This is a genomic window from Streptomyces sp. O3, assembly GCF_054788135.1.
This window is the reverse complement of sequence record NZ_JBTVYK010000011.1, coordinates 15,371-32,453: the sequence shown is the minus strand read 5'-3', so window position 1 is coordinate 32,453 and position 17,083 is coordinate 15,371. Positions and strand designations below refer to the sequence as shown.

General features: G+C 73.3%; 13 protein-coding genes. 11 read left to right on the top strand and 2 right to left on the bottom strand.

What is annotated here, in order from left to right:
- The first annotated feature begins 126 nt into the window (after positions 1–126).
- The 6 genes from ACX6XY_RS08040 (at position 127) to ACX6XY_RS08015 (ending at position 11,233) form a co-directional block, all read left to right on the top strand.
- Positions 127–3,555 (top strand): ATP-dependent helicase, encoded by a 3,429-nt coding sequence (locus ACX6XY_RS08040; protein WP_460327864.1) that lies wholly within the window; start codon positions 127–129, stop codon positions 3,553–3,555.
- 107 nt (positions 3,556–3,662) lie between these two features.
- The gene (locus ACX6XY_RS08035; protein ID WP_460327862.1) at positions 3,663–4,382 is read left to right on the top strand and encodes a hypothetical protein; all 720 of its coding nucleotides are present in this window, start codon (positions 3,663–3,665) and stop codon (positions 4,380–4,382) included.
- Between the two features lie 94 nt (positions 4,383–4,476).
- Positions 4,477–8,238: a UvrD-helicase domain-containing protein gene (locus ACX6XY_RS08030; protein ID WP_460327861.1), complete on the top strand. Its 3,762-nt coding sequence runs from the start codon at positions 4,477–4,479 to the stop codon at positions 8,236–8,238.
- Complete coding sequence (locus ACX6XY_RS08025) at positions 8,235–9,707, top strand: dipeptidase (protein ID WP_460327860.1); 1,473 nt, start codon at positions 8,235–8,237, stop codon at positions 9,705–9,707. Before ACX6XY_RS08030 ends, ACX6XY_RS08025 begins: the two co-directional genes overlap by 4 nt.
- Positions 9,708–9,777: 70 nt before the next feature.
- On the top strand, positions 9,778–10,719 hold the full coding sequence (gene nudC, locus ACX6XY_RS08020) for an NAD(+) diphosphatase (RefSeq protein ID WP_460327859.1): 942 nt from the start codon (positions 9,778–9,780) through the stop codon (positions 10,717–10,719).
- Between the two features lie 55 nt (positions 10,720–10,774).
- On the top strand, positions 10,775–11,233 hold the full coding sequence (locus tag ACX6XY_RS08015) for an OsmC family protein (RefSeq protein ID WP_460327858.1): 459 nt from the start codon (positions 10,775–10,777) through the stop codon (positions 11,231–11,233).
- Between the two features lie 58 nt (positions 11,234–11,291).
- Here ACX6XY_RS08015 and ACX6XY_RS08010 read toward each other — a convergent pair whose 3' ends face one another.
- The gene (locus ACX6XY_RS08010; RefSeq protein ID WP_460327857.1) at positions 11,292–11,534 is read right to left on the bottom strand and encodes a mycoredoxin; all 243 of its coding nucleotides are present in this window, start codon (positions 11,532–11,534) and stop codon (positions 11,292–11,294) included.
- 101 nt (positions 11,535–11,635) lie between these two features.
- Between ACX6XY_RS08010 and ACX6XY_RS08005 the strand changes: the two genes are divergently transcribed.
- The 5 genes from ACX6XY_RS08005 to ACX6XY_RS07985 all read left to right on the top strand — a co-directional run bounded on the left by ACX6XY_RS08005 (position 11,636) and on the right by ACX6XY_RS07985 (position 15,627).
- Positions 11,636–13,915 (top strand): ATP-dependent DNA helicase UvrD2, encoded by a 2,280-nt coding sequence (locus ACX6XY_RS08005; RefSeq protein ID WP_460327856.1) that lies wholly within the window; start codon positions 11,636–11,638, stop codon positions 13,913–13,915.
- Positions 13,916–14,077: 162 nt separating this feature from the next.
- On the top strand, positions 14,078–14,419 hold the full coding sequence (locus tag ACX6XY_RS08000) for a hypothetical protein (RefSeq protein ID WP_460327855.1): 342 nt from the start codon (positions 14,078–14,080) through the stop codon (positions 14,417–14,419).
- A gap of 172 nt (positions 14,420–14,591) precedes the next feature.
- Positions 14,592–14,963, top strand: a complete 372-nt coding sequence (locus tag ACX6XY_RS07995; protein ID WP_460327854.1) for a WhiB family transcriptional regulator — start codon at positions 14,592–14,594, stop codon at positions 14,961–14,963.
- A complete protein-coding gene (locus ACX6XY_RS07990) occupies positions 14,960–15,283 on the top strand; it encodes a hypothetical protein (RefSeq protein WP_460327853.1) in 324 nt (107 codons plus the stop codon). The genes ACX6XY_RS07995 and ACX6XY_RS07990 overlap by 4 nt, the downstream gene beginning before the upstream one ends.
- A gap of 137 nt (positions 15,284–15,420) precedes the next feature.
- A complete protein-coding gene (locus tag ACX6XY_RS07985) occupies positions 15,421–15,627 on the top strand; it encodes a hypothetical protein (protein ID WP_460327852.1) in 207 nt (68 codons plus the stop codon).
- 66 nt (positions 15,628–15,693) lie between these two features.
- On the opposite strand, the gene ACX6XY_RS07980 is transcribed toward ACX6XY_RS07985, so the two are convergent.
- The gene (locus tag ACX6XY_RS07980; RefSeq protein ID WP_460327851.1) at positions 15,694–17,061 is read right to left on the bottom strand and encodes an ABC1 kinase family protein; all 1,368 of its coding nucleotides are present in this window, start codon (positions 17,059–17,061) and stop codon (positions 15,694–15,696) included.
- Positions 17,062–17,083: the final 22 nt, after the last annotated feature.

Sequence of the window (17,083 nt, the reverse complement as noted above, 5' to 3'; positions counted from 1 at the left end):
CGCGACGTTCCGGGCGATGCGCCGCGCGATGCGGCGAAGCCCCGCGCCCGACCCGTCGACTGGCGTAGCGTCGCACCCGGCGGTCACGTCGCACCCACCCAGCACACCCACCAGGACGCGAACCACGTGAGCTCCTCAACTTCCACTCGGCGCCTGCCGCGCCCCTCGATACGGCAGGGGAACCCCGGCGCGTACCGGCTGGTGCGTACCCCGCCGGTTCCGGAGAGCCCCCCTCGTCTGGACGCGGGGCAGCGCGCCGTGGTTGACCATGCGGACGGCCCGCTGCTGGTCCTGGCCGGTCCGGGCACCGGTAAGACCACCACACTGGTGGAAGCCGTGGCCGCGCGGATTGCCAAGGGTACGGACCCGGAGCGCGTTCTGGTGCTCACGTTCAGTCGCAAGGCGGCCGTCGAGCTGCGGGACCGGATGGCCGTGCGGATCGGGGCGGCGTCGGCGCCGCAGGCGACCACGTTCCACTCGTTCTGCTACGCGCTGGTACGCGCCCACCAGGACGCCGACCTGTTCGTCGAGCCGCTGCGGCTGCTGTCGGGCCCGGAGCAGGACGTCGTCGTACGGGAGCTGCTGGCCGGTCAGCTGGAGCTGGCCGAGGACGGCCACGCGCGCGTGCGCTGGCCGGACGAGCTGCGCGCGTGCCTGACCACGCGCGGGTTCGCGGACGAGGTGCGCGCGGTGCTGGCGCGCAGCCGCGAGCTGGGCCTCGGACCGGGGGCGCTGGCCGACTTCGCCCGCCGCACAGGACGCCCGGACTGGGGCGCGGCGGCGTCCTTCCTGGCCGAGTACCTGGACGTACTCGACGCGCAGGGCGTCCTGGACTACGCGGAACTGGTGCACCGCGCGGTGCTGCTCGCGCGCCGCCCCGAGGTCGCCGCGCAGCTGACCGCGCGCTATGACGCGGTGTACGTCGACGAGTACCAGGACACCGACCCGTCCCAGGTGCGCCTGCTGCACGCGCTGACCGGCAGCACACGAGGACGGCGGGGCACGCGCGCGGAGACAGACACGGGTACGGGTACGGGGCCGATGGGGACCGGCGGGCGGACGCTGGTCGCGTTCGGCGACCCGGACCAGTCGATCTACGCGTTCCGCGGCGCGGACGTGAACGGCATCCTGGACTTCCCGCGGGACTTCCGGCGCGCGGACGGAAGCCCGGCGCCAGTCGAGGCGCTGACCGTGTCACGGCGCGCGGGCGCGGGGCTGCTGGCCGCGACCCGCCTGGTCACCCGGCGGATGCCGATGAGCAGGCTGCCCGCCGAGCAGGTGCGCCGCCACCGGGACCTGACCCCGGTCAGGGACGGCGGAACCGTCGAGGTCCACACCTACCCCACGGCCGGCGCCGAGCTCGACGACATCGCGGACATCGTCCGCCGCGCCCACCTGGAGGACGGCGTTCCCTGGCGCGAGATGGCCGTCCTGGTGCGCGCCGGCGGCCGCGCGATACCGGCGGTGCGGCGTGCCCTCACGGCGGCGGGCGTGCCTCTGGACATCGACGGCGACGACGTGCCGCTGCGCCACGAACCCGCCGTCGCCCCGCTCCTGACGGCCCTCCGCGCCGCCGCCGAGGCCGCCCCCGAGCCGCTCGCGGACGGGCTGGCCGCCCCCGAGCCGCCCGCGGACCCCGCCGTGGGGCCCGCCGTGGACCCTGCCGGGCGGGCGTGGCTCGACACCGAGACCGCGCTCACGCTGCTCGCCTCCCCGCTGGCCGGTCTCGACGCCGCTGACCTGCGGCGGCTGGGGCGGGCCCTGCGCGAGGAGGAGCGGGCCGCGGGCAACCGGGTGCCGCCGCCGTCCGACGAACTGCTCGCCCGAGCGGTGGCCGAGCCGGAGCGGCTGGCCGCGCACGACCCGGCCTACGCGCGCGGGGCGCGGCGGCTGGGCGAGCTGCTGCGCACGGCGCGCGCCCTGCTCGCCGGGGGCGGCACGGCCGAAGAGGCCCTGTGGGAGCTGTGGAACGGCACCCCCTGGCCGAGCCGCCTCCAGCGCGCCGCACACCGCGGCGGCGCGGCGGGGCGCAACGCCGACCGCGACCTCGACGCGGTGTGCGCCCTGTTCGCGACCGCCGCCCGCGCCGAGGAGCGCACCGGCGGCCGCGGCGCGCTCAACTTCCTCGCGGAGGTCGAGGCCCAGGACATCGCCGCCGACACCCTCACCCAGCGCGCCGTACGCCCCGACGGCGTACGCCTGATGACCGCGCACCGCGCCAAGGGCCTCCAGTGGCGCCTGGTCGTCGTCGCGGGCGTCCAGGAGGGCCTGTGGCCGGACCTGCGGCGCCGCGGCTCGCTGCTCGAAGCCGACCGGATCGGACGCGACGGCCTCGCCGAGCCGCTCACCCCCGGCGCCCTGCTCGCCGAGGAGCGCCGCCTGTTCTACGTCGCCGCCACACGCGCGCGTGAACGCCTGGTCGTCACCGCGGTCAAGGCTTCGGCCGACGACGGCGACCAGCCCTCGCGCTTCCTCACCGAACTCGGCGTCGAACCGAAGGACGTCACCGGCCGTCCGCGCCGCCCGCTGTCGGTCGCCGCGCTGGTCGCCGAGCTGCGCGCCACCACCGTCGACCCCAGGGTCTCCGAACCGCTCCGCGAGGCCGCCGCGCAGCGCCTGGCCCGGCTGGCCGCGCTCAGCGACGACGAGGGCCGCCCCCTCGTGCCGTCCGCGCACCCGTACCGCTGGTGGGGCATGCACGAGCCGACCCACAACGAAGTCCCGCTACGGGACCGGGAACGCCCCGTCGCGCTCTCCGGCAGCGCCCTGGACCAGCTCGCGGGCACCTGCGCCCTGCAGTGGTTCCTGGGCCGCGAGGTCAGGGCGGACACCCCGGCGACCGCCGCCCAGGGCTTCGGCAACGTCGTGCACGTACTCGCCGACGAGGTCGCGTCCGGACGCACGCCCGCCGACCTCGCCGTCCTGATGGAGCGCCTGGACTCGGTCTGGGACGCGCTCGCCTTCGACGCCCCCTGGAAGTCCGCACAGGAGAAGGACCACGCGCGCGTAGCGCTCGAACGCTTCCTTCGGTGGCATGTGAGCGACCGCGCGGGCCGCACCCCGCTCACCAGCGAACACGACTTCGACGTCACGCTCGGCGCGGGCGAGTACGAGGTGCGCATCCGGGGCTCCATGGACCGGGTCGAGACCGACGCCGAAGGCCGCGCCTACGTCGTCGACTTCAAGACCGGCAAGAACGCCCCGACCGCCGCCGACGTCGCCCGCCACCCCCAGCTCGCCGTCTACCAGCTGGCCGTCCGCGAGGGCGCCCTGGACGCGCTCCTGGACGGACGCCGACCGGAACCGGGCGGCGCGGAGCTGGTGCAGCTGCGCCAGGGCGCCGCCCAGCGGGACGGCGGCGACACCCTGCCCAAGGTGCAGCCCCAGCAGCCCCTGGAACCAGGGTCAGGCGACTGGGTCGGCGAGCTGCTGGCCACCGCCGCCGGCAAGGTGCTCGACGAGCGCTTCACCCCCGCCACCGGGCAGCACTGCACGCACTGCGCCTTCCGCGCCTCGTGCAGCGCGCGGCCCGAAGGCCGCCACGTCGTGGAGTGACCCCGAGCCGGGTGACGCCGTTCACATGGGGCGGGCGGGGAGCAGGCGCACGCCGTCCGCACCCGTAGAGTTCCCGAGGTTACTGACGTATCGGCGAGGAGAAACACATGGCAGCCCACCGGAGATACCTGACGGCGGCGGTGGTCTCCGTGGCCGCGCTGGTCGGCCTCACCGGCTGCTCCAGCGGCGTGTTCGGCGGCGACGACGACAAGGGCCCGTTCGCCGGGATGAGCGCCGAAGACATCGCCGAGAAGGCCAGCAAGGCCACCAGCGGCGCGGGGTCCCTCAAGATCGACATCGAGGCGACCGAGAACGGCAAGAAGAGCCAGGTCAACTACGAGGTCGCCGCGACGGGCGTCTGCAAGGGCACCATGAACATGGCGGACCTCGGCAAGGTCGAGCTGATCGCCGTGGACAAGGCCTCCTACACCAGGGGCGGCGACGCCTACCGCGAGCGCGTCCTGGGCAGCGAGGAAGCCGCGAAGAAGACCAAGGGCAAGTGGCTGAAGGCCCCCGAAGAGCAGACGGCGGCGACCTGCGACCTGGACGCCATGTTCAAGGCCTCCGACCTCAAGGACGCCAAGCGGGGCGACGACTCCGAGGTCGACGGCACGAAGACGGCCACCCTCGTCAAGGACGGGGAGAACGGCGAGAAGGTCACCTTCCACATCGCGGCCGAGGGCGAACCGTACTTCGTCAAGATCGACAGCACCGGCGGATCCGGTCCGAGCACCCTGAAGCTCTCCCAGTTCGGCAAGAAGTTCCAGGTCACCGCCCCGCCCGCGGACCAGGTCACCGACCCGAAGGCCGTCATCAAGGGCTCCTGACACGGCCGGAGCCAGGCCTGGCCCGGCTTGTCACAGCGGCCACCGGCGACCCGGCGGGACCCGGTTGTCAGTGGCCGCCGCTAGCCTCTCTGAGGTGTCCGCACGCATCACCGACCCCGAGCAGCTCAAAGAACTCCTCGGCATCCCGTTCACCCCGGAGCAGACGGCCTGCATCACCGCGCCGCCCGCCCCGCAGGTCATCGTGGCCGGAGCCGGTTCCGGCAAGACCACGGTGATGGCCGCGCGCGTGGTGTGGCTGGTCGGCACCGGACAGGTCGCCCCCGAGCAGGTACTCGGCCTCACCTTCACCAACAAGGCGGCGGGCGAGCTGGCCGAGCGGGTACGGACCGCACTGGTCAAGGCCGGGGTCACCGACCCCGACGCGATCGACCCCGACCACCCGCCCGGCGAGCCGGTCATCTCCACCTACCACGCCTTCGCGGGCCGCCTGCTCACCGACCACGGCCTGCGCATCGGCCTGGAGCCCAGCACCCGGCTGCTCGCCGACGCCACCCGCTTCCAGCTCGCCGCGCGCGTCCTGCGCGAGGCGCCGGGCCCGTACCCCGCACTGACCCGCTCGTTCCCCGACCTGGTCAGCGACCTGCTCACACTCGACGGCGAACTCGCCGAGCACCTGACCGACCCCGAGCGGCTGCGCGCCTACGACACCGAGCTGCTCGCCGCCCTGGACGGCGTCAAGCTCAGCAACCCCGACCTGCGCAAGGTCCCCGAAGCCGCCGCCGCCCGCCTGGAGCTCGCCGAGCTCACCGGCCGGTACCGCGCCGCCAAGCGCGCCGGGGACCTGCTCGACTTCGGCGACCAGATCGCGCTGTCCGCGACCCTGGCCCGCACCCGGCCCGAGGTCGGCCGGATACTCCGCGACGAGTTCCGCGTCGTCCTCCTGGACGAGTACCAGGACACCTCCGTCGCCCAGCGCATCCTGCTCGCCGCGCTGTTCGGCGGCGGCACCGGACACGCGGTGACCGCCGTCGGCGACCCCTGCCAGGCGATCTACGGCTGGCGCGGCGCGTCCGTCGCCAACCTGGACGACTTCCCCGAGCACTTCGCGCACGCCGACGGCCGCCCGGCCGCCCGGTACGCACTCAGCCAGAACCGCCGCAGCGGCGGCCGCCTGCTCGACCTCGCCAACGGCATGGCGGCCCCGCTGCGCGCCCTGCACGAGGGAGTCGAGGCCCTGCGCCCGGCGCCCGGCGACGAACGGAAGGGCGTCGTGCGCTGCGCCCTGCTGCGCACCCACGCCGAGGAACTCGACTGGCTCGCGGACTGCATCGCCCACCTGGTGGCCATCGGCACGGCGCCCGGCGAGATCGCCGTCCTGTGCCGCACGGCCGCCGACTTCGCGCAGATCCAGGGCGCGCTGGTCGCCCGCGACATCCCGGTCGAGGTGGTCGGCCTGTCCGGGCTGCTGCACCTCCCGGAGGTCGCCGACCTCGTCGCCGTCTGCGAAGTGCTCCAGGACCCCGGCGCGAACGCCTCGCTGGTACGGCTGCTGACCGGCCCCCGCTGGCGGATCGGCCCGCGCGACCTGGCCCTGCTCGGGCGGCGCGCCCGGTCCCTGGTCCAGCACACACGCGTGGGCGACGACGACCCGGAGGCCGACCCGCAGGCTGCCCAGGACCGTCGCCTGGCCGAGGCCGTCGAGGGCGTCGACCCGTCCGAGATCATCTCGCTCGCCGACGCCCTGGACACCTTCCTGGACGGCGACGACGGCGACGACGGCCTGCCGTTCTCGACCGACGCGCGCGTACGGTTCGCCCGCCTCGCCACCGAGCTGCGCGACCTGCGCCGCTCCCTGGCCGACCCGCTGATGGACGTGCTGCACCGGGTGCTGTCCGCCACCGGCCTGGAGGTCGAGCTCTCCGCGTCCCCGCACGCCCTGGCCGCCCGCCGCCGCGAGACCCTCGCGAACTTTCTGGACGTCGCCGCCGCGTTCGCCGCCCAGGACGCCCAGGCCTCGCTGCTGTCCTTCCTCGCCTTCCTGCGCACGGCGGCCCAGTACGAGAAGGGCCTGGACAGCTCCCTGCCGGGCGGCGAGAACACCGTCAAGGTGCTGACCGCGCACAAGGCCAAGGGCCTGGAATGGGACGTGGTGGCCGTCCCCGGCCTGGTCACCGGCACCTTCCCGAGCACCCAGGGCCGCGAGAAGTGGACCGCCCAGGCCAGGGTCCTGCCACACGCGCTGCGCGGCGACGCGGACACCCTGCCCGATGTCGGGACCTGGGACAGCAAGGGCCTCAAGGCCTTCCACGCGGCCATGAAGGAACACCAGCGCACCGAGGAACTCCGCCTCGGCTATGTCACGTTCACCCGCCCGCGGTCCCTGCTGCTCGGCTCGGGGCACTGGTGGGGCCCGTCCCAGAAGAAGCCCCGCGGCCCGTCGGACTTCCTGCGCGCCCTGTACGACCACTGCGCGGCGGGCCACGGCGAGATCGAGGCCTGGGCCGAGGAACCCGCAGCGGACGAGGAGAACCCCGCCCTGGGCGAGGCGGCCGCCGAGCACGCCTGGCCGCTGCCGCTCGACACGGCGTCGATGGCGCGGCGGCGCGCGGCGGCGGCCGCCGTACTGGCCTGCCTGGACCGCCTGCCGACCACCACCGGCTCCGGGCCTGAGCCCGCCCCCGCCTCCGCCCACGACCAGGCGCACCCCGCGACCCGCGACGCCGGGGACCCGACGCGCGGCGCGTACCGGGCGGGCGGCGCGGACAGGGCGTACGACCCGTACGGCGCGTACGACCCGTACGGCGCGTACGACCCGTACGGCGCGTACGACCCCGACTGGCCGCCGCCCCCTGACGACGAGGACCCGTACGCCAGCGAGCCCGCCCCCGATCCCGAGCACGCACCCGAGCACACACCCGACGAGGACCCCACCGCCTGGGACACCTGGTCGGCACACCGCCCGGACCCCCCGGCCATCCCGCACCCCACGAGCGAGCCCGACCCGCTCACGCCGGAAGAACCACCGGCGCAGGCGGCCCCGGAGCGCCTCACCCCGGAAGAGCTCCGCACCCTCGACTCCTGGGATCGCGACTTGGAGGCCCTCGCCGCCGAGCTGCACCGCTCCCGCGAGGCCGTCCGCGAGGTCCACGTCCCGCCGACCCTCACCGCGTCCCAGGTCCTGCACCTCGCCGCCGACCCCGACGACTTCGCGCGCGAACTGGCCCGCCCCATGCCCAAGCCGCCCCGCCCCGCGGCCCGCAGGGGCACCCGGTTCCACGCCTGGGTGGAGTCCCGCTTCGAGGCGCTGGAACTCCCCCTGCTGCCCCCCGACGACCTGCCCGGCAGCACATCCGAGATCGCCGACGAGCAGGACCTGGAGACCCTGAAGGAGGCCTTCGAGCGCACCCCTTACGCCCACCGCACCCCGTACCGTGTCGAGGCGCCGTTCCAGCTGACCATCGCGGGCCGCGTCATCCGGGGCCGCATCGACGCGGTCTACCGCGCGGAGGAGCCCGGCGCGGTCGAGGAGCCCGGCGCGGTCGAGGAGTCCGGCGCGGTCGAGGAGTCCGGCGCGGTCTACGAGATCGTCGACTGGAAGACCGGCCCCGCCGAATCCGCCGACCCGCTCCAGCTGGCGGTCTACCGGCTGGCCTGGGCCGAACAGCACGGCCTGCCCCCGGAGGCGGTCCGGGCCGCGTTCGTCCACGTACGCAGCGGCGAGACCGTACGGCCCGCGAACCTGCCGGACCGCGCGGGCCTCGAACGCATCCTGCTAGGCCCGGCCTCCCCGGTCTCCGCGGATCAGCCCGCGGAGACCGGGGAGACCGGGGAGACAGGACCTGGCCGAACCGGGCGACAAGCCGCCCCCAGCAGCCGGATAGGCTCGGAACCATGAGCCAGCCCATTGACAACGCGGTCAACGGGGTCAGCGCGGTCGGTGCGGCCGACGCGGCCCGCACGGCCAGCGCCGTCCGCGCGTACATCGAGACCCACCGCCCCGCCTTCCTCGACGACCTCGCCGACTGGCTGCGCATCCCCTCCGTGTCCGCCCAGCCCGAGCACGCGCCCGACGTGCGACGCAGCGCCGACTGGCTCGCCGCCAAGCTGAAAGAGACCGGGTTCCCCACCGCCGAGGTCTGGCAGACGCCCGGAGCGCCCGCCGTCTTCGCCGAATGGCCCTCCGACGACGCGGACGCGCCCACCGTCCTGGTCTACGGCCACCACGACGTACAGCCCGCGGCCCGCGAGGACGGCTGGGACACCGACCCCTTTGAACCGGTGACCGCCGGAGACCGCCTCCACGCGCGCGGCGCGGCCGACGACAAGGGCCAGGTCTTCTTCCACACCCTGGGAGTGCGCGCGCACCTCGCCGCCACCGGACGCACCACCCCCGCCGTCCACCTCAAGCTGCTGATCGAGGGCGAGGAGGAGTCCGGATCCCCGCACTTCCGCGCCCTGGTCGAAGAGCACGCCGACCGCCTCGCCGCCGACGTCGCGATCGTGTCGGACACCGGTATGTGGTCCGAGACCACCCCCACCGTCTGCACCGGCATGCGCGGCCTGGTCGAGTGCGAGATCGAGCTGCGCGGCCCGGACCAGGACATCCACTCCGGCTCGTTCGGCGGCGCCGTCCCCAACCCGGCGACCGCCGCCGCGCGCCTGGCCGCTGCCCTGCACGACGACCACGCGCGCGTGGCGATCCCCGGCTTCTACGACGGGATCACCCCGCTCACCGACCGCGAGCGGGAACTCTTCGCCGAACTCCCCTTCGACCAGGACGCCTGGCTGCGCACGGCCAAGTCGTACGCGGCACACGGCGAGGACGGCTACTCGACCCTGGAGCGCGTCTGGGCCCGCCCCACCGCCGAGGTCAACGGCATCGGCGGCGGCTACCAGGGCGCGGGCGGCAAAACGATCATCCCGTCCTCGGCGTTCCTGAAGCTCTCCTTCCGGCTGGTCGCGGGCCAGGACCCGCGGCACATCGAAGCGGCCGTACGCGACTGGACGGCCGCGCGGATCCCGCCCGGCATCCGGCACACACTCACCTTCAGCGGCGCCACCCGCCCCTGCCTGACGCCGCTGGAGCACCCGGCGCTCCAGTCCGTCGCCCGCGCCATGGGCCGCGCCTTCGGCCAGCCGATCCGCTTCACCCGCGAGGGCGGCTCGGGACCGGCCGCCGACCTCCAGGACGTACTCGGCGCGCCCGTGCTGTTCCTGGGCGTCTCCGTACCGTCGGACGGCTGGCACGCGCCGAACGAGAAGGTCGAACTCGACCTGCTCCTCAAGGGCGTCGAAGCCACCGCCTACCTGTGGGGCGACCTCGCCGACACCTGGCGTCCGCCCCACCGCGCCGAACCCGCGTGAGGCCCACGGAACGCCACTGCCTCGCACCATCTGCCGAGCACCGATCCCATCGGGGGAGTTGGAAGCACTCGTGACCACCTGGACCGACCGCACCGCCGACCGGCCCCTGTCGCTGACCGCACCGAGCGGCATCGACCGCGCGGCCCACCACCGCCTCGACGAGGCCTGGCTCGCCGCGGCCTGGAGCCACCCCACGACCCGCGTCTTCGTGGTCTCCGGCGGTCAGGCCCTCATCGACGACACCCCCGACGGCCGTACGGAGCTGGTCACGACCCCCGCATTCGAGGCCCCGGTCACCGAGACCCACCGCTATTTCCTCGGCACCGACGAGGACGGCGTCAGCTACTTCGCGCTGCAGAAGGACGCCCTGCCCGGCCGCATGGACCAGTCCGCGCGCCCCGCGGGCCTGCGCGAGGCGGGGCTGCTGCTCTCGCCGCGCGACGCGAGCCTGATGGTGCACGCCGTGGCGCTGGAGAACTGGCAGCGGCTGCACCGCTTCTGTTCGCGCTGCGGCGAGCGCACGGCCATCGCCGCCGCCGGGCACATCCGCCGCTGCCCCGCCTGCGGCGCCGAGCACTACCCGCGCACCGACCCGGCGGTGATCATGCTGGTCACGGACGAGCACGACCGCGCGCTGCTCGGCCGCCAGGTCCACTGGCCGGAAGGACGGTTCTCGACGCTCGCGGGCTTCGTCGAGCCCGGCGAGTCGATCGAGCACTCAGTCCGCCGCGAGGTCTGGGAAGAGGCGGGCGTCAAGGTGGGCGACGTCGAGTACATCGCCAGCCAGCCCTGGCCGTTCCCGTCCAGCCTGATGCTGGGCTTCATGGCGCGCGCGACCTCGCCGGAGATCACCGTGGACGGCGAGGAGATCGAGGAGGCCCGCTGGTTCTCGCGGGACGAACTGACCGCCGCCTTCGCGTCGGGCGAGGTGCTGCCCCCGTACGGCATCTCGATCGCGGCCCGGCTGATCGAGCTCTGGTACGGCAGGCCGCTGCCCAAGCCCGTACCCTGACAGACCCCAGACCCCGAGCCACCCGGACGGGCAGGACGGACAAGAGAGGCGCCCCGTGGCCGACTACCGCATCGAGACCGTCCGCACCGGGTACCGGAACTGGACGGCCCGCAACGACCGCGGCGCCGAGGTCAAGATGGCCGCCGCCGACGACACCGGAGCCCAGCCGTCGTTCACGCCCGTCGAACTGCTGCTCGCGGCGCTGGGCGGCTGTGGCGGTCTGGTGCTCGACCGCACCGCGCGCGCCGTCGACCACGACGACCTGCGCATCGTGGTCGAGACCGTCCCGACCCCCGACAACGGCGACGGCGACGACGGCCGCATCGGCAAGGTCCGCATCAGCTACGAGCTGGACATCCCCGCGGACGCCAACGGCGGCCGGGCGGCCGAGGTCTTCGCCCGCGGCGTACGCCTGACCCACGAGAAGCACTGCACCGTCAGCCGCACCGTGGAACACGGCGCCCAGGTCGAGGCGATCCTCCCGGACGGCACCACCGGCTTCACCAGCGCCTGAACACACGCGAGCCCCCGCACCGTGACGGGGGCTCGCGAGACACGCACCGCGCGCCGGGTCAGACGCCGACCTTCTGCTTGACCTGCGCCAGCGACGGGTTCGTCAACGTCGAACCGTCCGCGAACAGCACGGTCGGCACCGTCTGGTTGCCGCCGTTCGCCTTCTCCACGAAGGCCGCGGAGTCCGGGTCCTGCTCGATGTTGATCTCTGTGTACGCGATGCCCTCACGGTCCATCTGGCTCTTCAGCCGACGGCAGTAGCCGCACCAGGTGGTGCTGTACATCGTCACAGTGCCCGGCATGTCGGGTGCTCCTTGGGTGTGCGCTGGCGGACGGGGTGTGCGCTCCGGTACCGGCGCGCACCAGACTGGAACACGGGGAACGGGGTCGCCATTCCCGCCGTATGAGTACGACCAATTTAGTACGACCAATACTGTCCCCCTGTGGACAACCGGCTCAGGGGTCTCCGGCGACCTGGCAGCATGGCAGGGTGACAGCAGCAACGCACTCCACTCTCTTCCCACAGGTGCCGGATTCCCCCGACGCCGTGCTGGCCGGGCTCGACCCGGAGCAGCGCGAGGTCGCCACCGCCCTGCACGGGCCGGTGTGCGTACTCGCGGGGGCGGGCACCGGCAAGACCCGCGCGATCACCCACCGGATCGCGTACGGCGTGCGCGCCGGGATACTCCAGCCCACGAGCGTGCTGGCCGTCACCTTCACCAACCGCGCCGCGGGCGAGATGCGCGGCCGACTGCGCCAGCTCGGCGCGCAGGGCGTCCAGGCGCGCACCTTCCACTCCGCGGCCCTGCGCCAGCTCCAGTACTTCTGGCCCAAGGCGGTCGGCGGGCAGCTGCCCCGGCTGGTCGAGCGGAAGGTCCAGCTGGTCGCCGAGGCCGCGGCCCGCTGCCGGATCCGCCTGGACCGCACCGAGCTGCGCGATGTGACCGGCGAGATCGAGTGGTCCAAGGTCACCCAGACCGTGCCCGCCGACTACCCGGTCGGCGCGGCGAAGGCGGGCCGCGAGATGCCCCGCGACCCGGCCGAGATCTCGCAGGTCTACGCGATGTACGAGCAGCTCAAGCAGGACCGCTCGGTGATCGACTTCGAGGATGTGCTGCTGCTCACCGTCGGCGTACTCGAGGACCGGTACGACATCGCCGAGCAGATCCGCTCCCAGTACCAGCACTTCGTGGTGGACGAGTACCAGGACGTCAGCCCGCTCCAGCAGCGGCTGCTCGACCTGTGGCTCGGCGACCGGGACAGCCTCTGCGTGGTCGGCGACGCCAGCCAGACGATCTACTCCTTCACCGGGGCGACCCCCGACCACCTGCTGAACTTCCGCACCCGCCACCCCCAGGCCACGGTCGTGAAGCTGGTCCGTGACTACCGCTCCACACCCCAGGTCGTCCAACTGGCCAACGGCCTGCTCAGCCAGGCACGCGGCCGCGCCGCCGAACACCGTCTGGAACTGCTCTCGCAGCGCGATCCGGGCCCCGAGCCCCGCTACACGGAGTACGGCGACGAGCCCGCCGAGGCCGAAGGCGCCGCCCGCCGCATCCGGGACCTGATCGCCTCCGGAGTCCCCGCCGGCGAGATCGCGGTGCTGTTCCGTACGAACGGCCAGTCCGAGCTCTACGAACAGGCCCTGGCGGACGTCGGCGTGGCCTATCAGCTGCGCGGAGCGGAGCGGTTCTTCGAGCGCACCGAGGTGCGCGAGGCGGGCGCCGCACTGCGCGGCGCGGCCCGCTTCGGCGGCAATGACGCGCTCCTGGACGACACCGTGGACGTGCCGTCCCAGGTCCGCGCCGTGCTGTCGACCAAGGGCTGGACGACCGAGCCGCCGACCGGCTCCGGCGCGGTCCGGGACCGCTGGGAGTCCCTGGCCGCGCTGGTGCGCCTGGCCGAGGACTTCGCGCGGGCCAAGCCCGATGCGACCCTCGCGGACCTGGTGGCCGAGCTCGACGAGCGCGCCGCCGCCCAGCACGCCCCCACGGTCCAGGGCGTCACCCTCGCCTCGCTGCACGCGGCCAAGGGCCTGGAGTGGGACGCCGTCTTTCTGGTCGGCCTCGCCGAGGGCATGATGCCGATCGCCTACGCCAAGACCGACGAGCAGGTCGAGGAGGAGCGCCGCCTGCTCTACGTCGGGATCACTCGGGCCAGGCTGCACCTGTCGCTGTCGTGGGCGCTGTCCCGCTCGCCCGGCGGCCGCGCCTCGCGCCGCCCCAGCCGCTTCCTGACCGGTCTGCGGCCCGGCTCCGCCGCCATCGCCCCCCGTGCCGCGGGTGGCTCCGGATCCGTGGAGCGCGGCGGCGCGGGGCGTGCCAGGCGCGGGCCGCGCGGCCCGGTGTCCTGCCGGGTGTGCGGGCGGACCCTGACCGACGCGGGCGAGATGAAGCTGATGCGCTGCGAGGACTGCCCGTCCGACATGGACGAAGGCGTCTACGCGCGGCTGCGCGACTGGCGCGCGGACCGCGCTCGGGAGCTCGGGCAACCCGCGTACTGCGTCTTCACGGACAAGACCCTGATGGCGATCGCCGAGTCCGTGCCGGAAGCCGACGCCGAGCTCGCCCGAATCCCCGGAGTCGGGGTGCGCAAACTCAACCGCTTCGGAGCCGATGTGCTGGCCATCTGTGCAGGTCAGGAGCTGGCTGAGGAGCCCGCGCCGGCCGTCGGCGACAACTGAGACGAACTCGTCGAAAAAATAGTTTGCGCGCGCCCCGACACTCCCCATAGGTTCTTAACCACGGAAACAGCGGCTTCTCCGAAGCCCTGGTTCCGTGCTGTACTTGAAGACCTTCGGGCCGTTTCACCACGGCCCCAGAGACGCCGAGAGGAGGCGAGTCCAGTGATCACCATCAACGCCAGCACCACCAAAATGACCGTTGCCGATCGCTCGGTCGTCGCCACCTGCCCGCTCGGAATCTCGATCCAGGCCACCGGTCTGTCCGGCGTCAGCGCCGTGCGTCCGGAACCGCGCCCGGAGCCTCTCTCCCTTCTCACCGTCCTGCCGGTCAGCGAGGGCAACGAAGGCAATGAGCGACCGACCAAGGCATCGGCGGCAGCAGTAGCAACGGCACAGGCGCATGCCTGCGCCTTTGCGGCAGCCGGTGCCGGCTCCCGGAAGCAGACGACGAAGCAGTACATGTGGGCCTACCGCGGGCTCGAACCCTGGAGTGATCCAGCCTGATCCAGGATCAGGCCGGCGCCTTCAGGGCCGCGGAACCCCACCCGGGATCCGCGGCCCTTCTGTTTTCCCCGAACGGGGAGAGCGGAGCGAAGGGGCCATCGGACCAGCAGTACCTGGTACCAGCCGCCACCCGGCCAACCGGCCGGAACGACCAGACGAGGAAGCCGCCACCGTGCCGACCGAGACGCACGCACCGTCCGTACCCCCTTCAGAGACGAACCCGCCCCCCGGCCTGGAGAACTCCTTGACCTCGCTCAGCCCGCTCACTCCGCTCACCGCCCTCGACGACGCCATCGAGAACCTCGGCGAGGCCGTGCCCTGCCGCGGCTACGACCCGGAGGTCTTCTTCGCCGAGTCGCCGGCGGACGTCGAGTACGCCAAGTCCCTCTGCCGTACCTGCCCGCTGATGGAGGCCTGCCTGGCCGGCGCCAAGGAGCGGCGCGAGCCGTGGGGCGTCTGGGGCGGCGAACTCTTCGTCCAGGGCGTGGTCGTGGCCCGCAAGCGGCCGCGTGGCCGCCCGCGCAAGAACCCGGTCGTCGCATGAACACCTCCGGAACCATCGATCGCCCCCTCACGCACGACCCCATGAAGCAGGCCCCGATGAAGCCCGTCAGCTCCGAGCCCGTCGGCTCCGCGACCTCAGACTCCACTTACTCCGGCGCGAACGCCTCGCGTCAGAACAGGACCCGTGAAATGCAACTCCAACCAGAAGCCCTGGCCCGTGCGCATATGCACGACCAACTGCGCGCCGCCGAGACGGAGCGCCGTGCGCTGCGCCTGGTGACCGCCCGGCGGATGCAGCGCCGCGCCGAGCGCGCCTCGCTGCGTGCCCGCCGTGCCCTGGCCATGGCGGTCATGAACTGACCGCCCAGGCCGACCGCCCCCACCACGGGGCCGCCGCACGCCCTGGCTGACCATCCCGCGGGGGCCGCTGCCGAACGCAGCGGTCCCCGCGGTGCGTTGCGCTCCCCGAACGGTCACCGCAGCGATATCGTCGCCCAGTGAACCAGTCCACTCCTCACCCCGACCCCGCGCGGCAGCCGGGCGCCGGGAGCATCGAGTGTTCCCGCTGCGGCGCCGTGGCCGAAGGCCCGCCGCTCACCTGGACCTGCTCCGTCGAGAACGGCGCGCGCCGCTACTTCTGCGAGACGTGCGCCCGCGCCAACCTCAGAGCGATCGAGGGCAGGCTCGACTCCAACTGGTGGTGACCGCCATGCTGCTGGTGACCACCGCCCCGGTGGTGACGCCGACGGCGCGCACCGCCGCGCGCACCGTCAGGCTTCGGCGGCGGCGGGTCCCTCGATGTCTTCGGCCAGGAATCCGGGCACCCAGGTCTCGAGCTCGTCCCGCAGCCGTACCGTCGCGCCGAGTTGGCAGAGCACACCGATGGTGCTGAGCGTCACCCGGTGAATCAGCAGATACGACGGCGGCAGGTTCAGCTGCTTGCCCAGCTGATGGGCGGGGGAGCGGGGGTCGCCGATCCGCGTCGCCTGCGCGCGCAGCCAGTCCCGCGTGAACACGAACTCCTCGGCGTGCACCGGCTCGATGATCGGCACCAGGTAGTCCAGGACCTCGTTCGGGTCGAGCGTGATCGACTCCTTGACGAACCCCTCCGCGCACAGCAGGTCGTACACCGCGTCGGCCTCGCCGCTGATCGCCATCCGCAGCGATTCGCCTATCGGTCCCGGCAGCCCTCCGGGCAGCCGGTCCACCGTGCCGAAGTCCAGCACCCCGAGCTGCCAGCCCTCCGTGCCGTCCTCCTCGCGCACCGGCAGCAACCGGAAGTTGCCGGGGTGCGGATCGGCGTGCAGCAGCCCGGTGCGCGCGGGGCCGGAGAACAGGAACCGGGCCAGCAACTGCCCCGCACGGTCCCGCTGCTCGGCGGTGCCGTCGGCGATCACCTCGGACAGCGGTACCCCGTCGAGCCACTCCGTCACCAGCACCTGGTCGGCCTGGTGCACCACATCGGGCACCCGCACATCGGGGTCGGCGGCGAACTCCTCGGCGTGGTCCCGCTGCGCCTGGGCCTCCAGGGAGTAGTCGAGCTCCTCCGACACCCGGTCACGCAGCTCGGCGATGAGGGGCTTGATATCCATCCCTGGAATCAGTGGTGCCAGCACCTTCGAGAACCGGGCGAGCTGGTTGAGGTCCGAGATCAGTGCCTCCCCGGCGCCCGGATACTGCACCTTGACCGCGACCTCTCGCCCGTCGTGCCAGACGGCCCGGTGCACCTGGCCGATCGACGCCGCCGCCGACGGCTTGTCCTCGAACTCCAGGAACCACTCCCGCCAGTCGGCGCCGACCTGCTCGGCGAGTACGGCGTGCACCGTGCTCGCGGGCATCGGCGGCGCCGCCTCCTGGAGCTTCGTCAGCGCGGCCCGGTAGGGCCCGGCGACCTCCTCGGGCAGCGCGGACTCGAAGACGGACAGCGCCTGCCCGAGCTTCATGGCACCGCCCTTGAGCTCGCCGAGCACCTTGAACAGCTGCTCCGCCGTGCGCTGTTGCAGCTCGCGCCCCACGATCTCGGCGGGCTTGCCGCCTATCCGCTTGCCGAGCCCCCAGGTCGCCCGGCCCGCGATGCCGAGCGGCAGCGCGGCCAGCTTGGCGGTACGAGTGACCGCTTTCCGGGGTAGATCAGACATACGCCCCTCCAAAACCCAGACA

Excerpts from the sequence above, each read along its gene's own strand:
- ACX6XY_RS08035 (WP_460327862.1), top strand. The coding sequence starts at position 3,663 with ATGGCAGCCCACCGGAGATACCTGACGGCGGCGGTGGTCTCCGTGGCC.
- ACX6XY_RS08025 (WP_460327860.1), top strand. The coding sequence starts at position 8,235 with ATGAGCCAGCCCATTGACAACGCGGTCAACGGGGTCAGCGCGGTCGGT.
- ACX6XY_RS08010 (WP_460327857.1), bottom strand. The coding sequence starts at position 11,534 with ATGCCGGGCACTGTGACGATGTACAGCACCACCTGGTGCGGCTACTGC.
- ACX6XY_RS08005 (WP_460327856.1), top strand. The coding sequence starts at position 11,636 with ATGAGTACGACCAATTTAGTACGACCAATACTGTCCCCCTGTGGACAA.
- ACX6XY_RS07990 (WP_460327853.1), top strand. The coding sequence starts at position 14,960 with ATGAACACCTCCGGAACCATCGATCGCCCCCTCACGCACGACCCCATG.
- ACX6XY_RS07980 (WP_460327851.1), bottom strand. The coding sequence starts at position 17,061 with ATGTCTGATCTACCCCGGAAAGCGGTCACTCGTACCGCCAAGCTGGCC.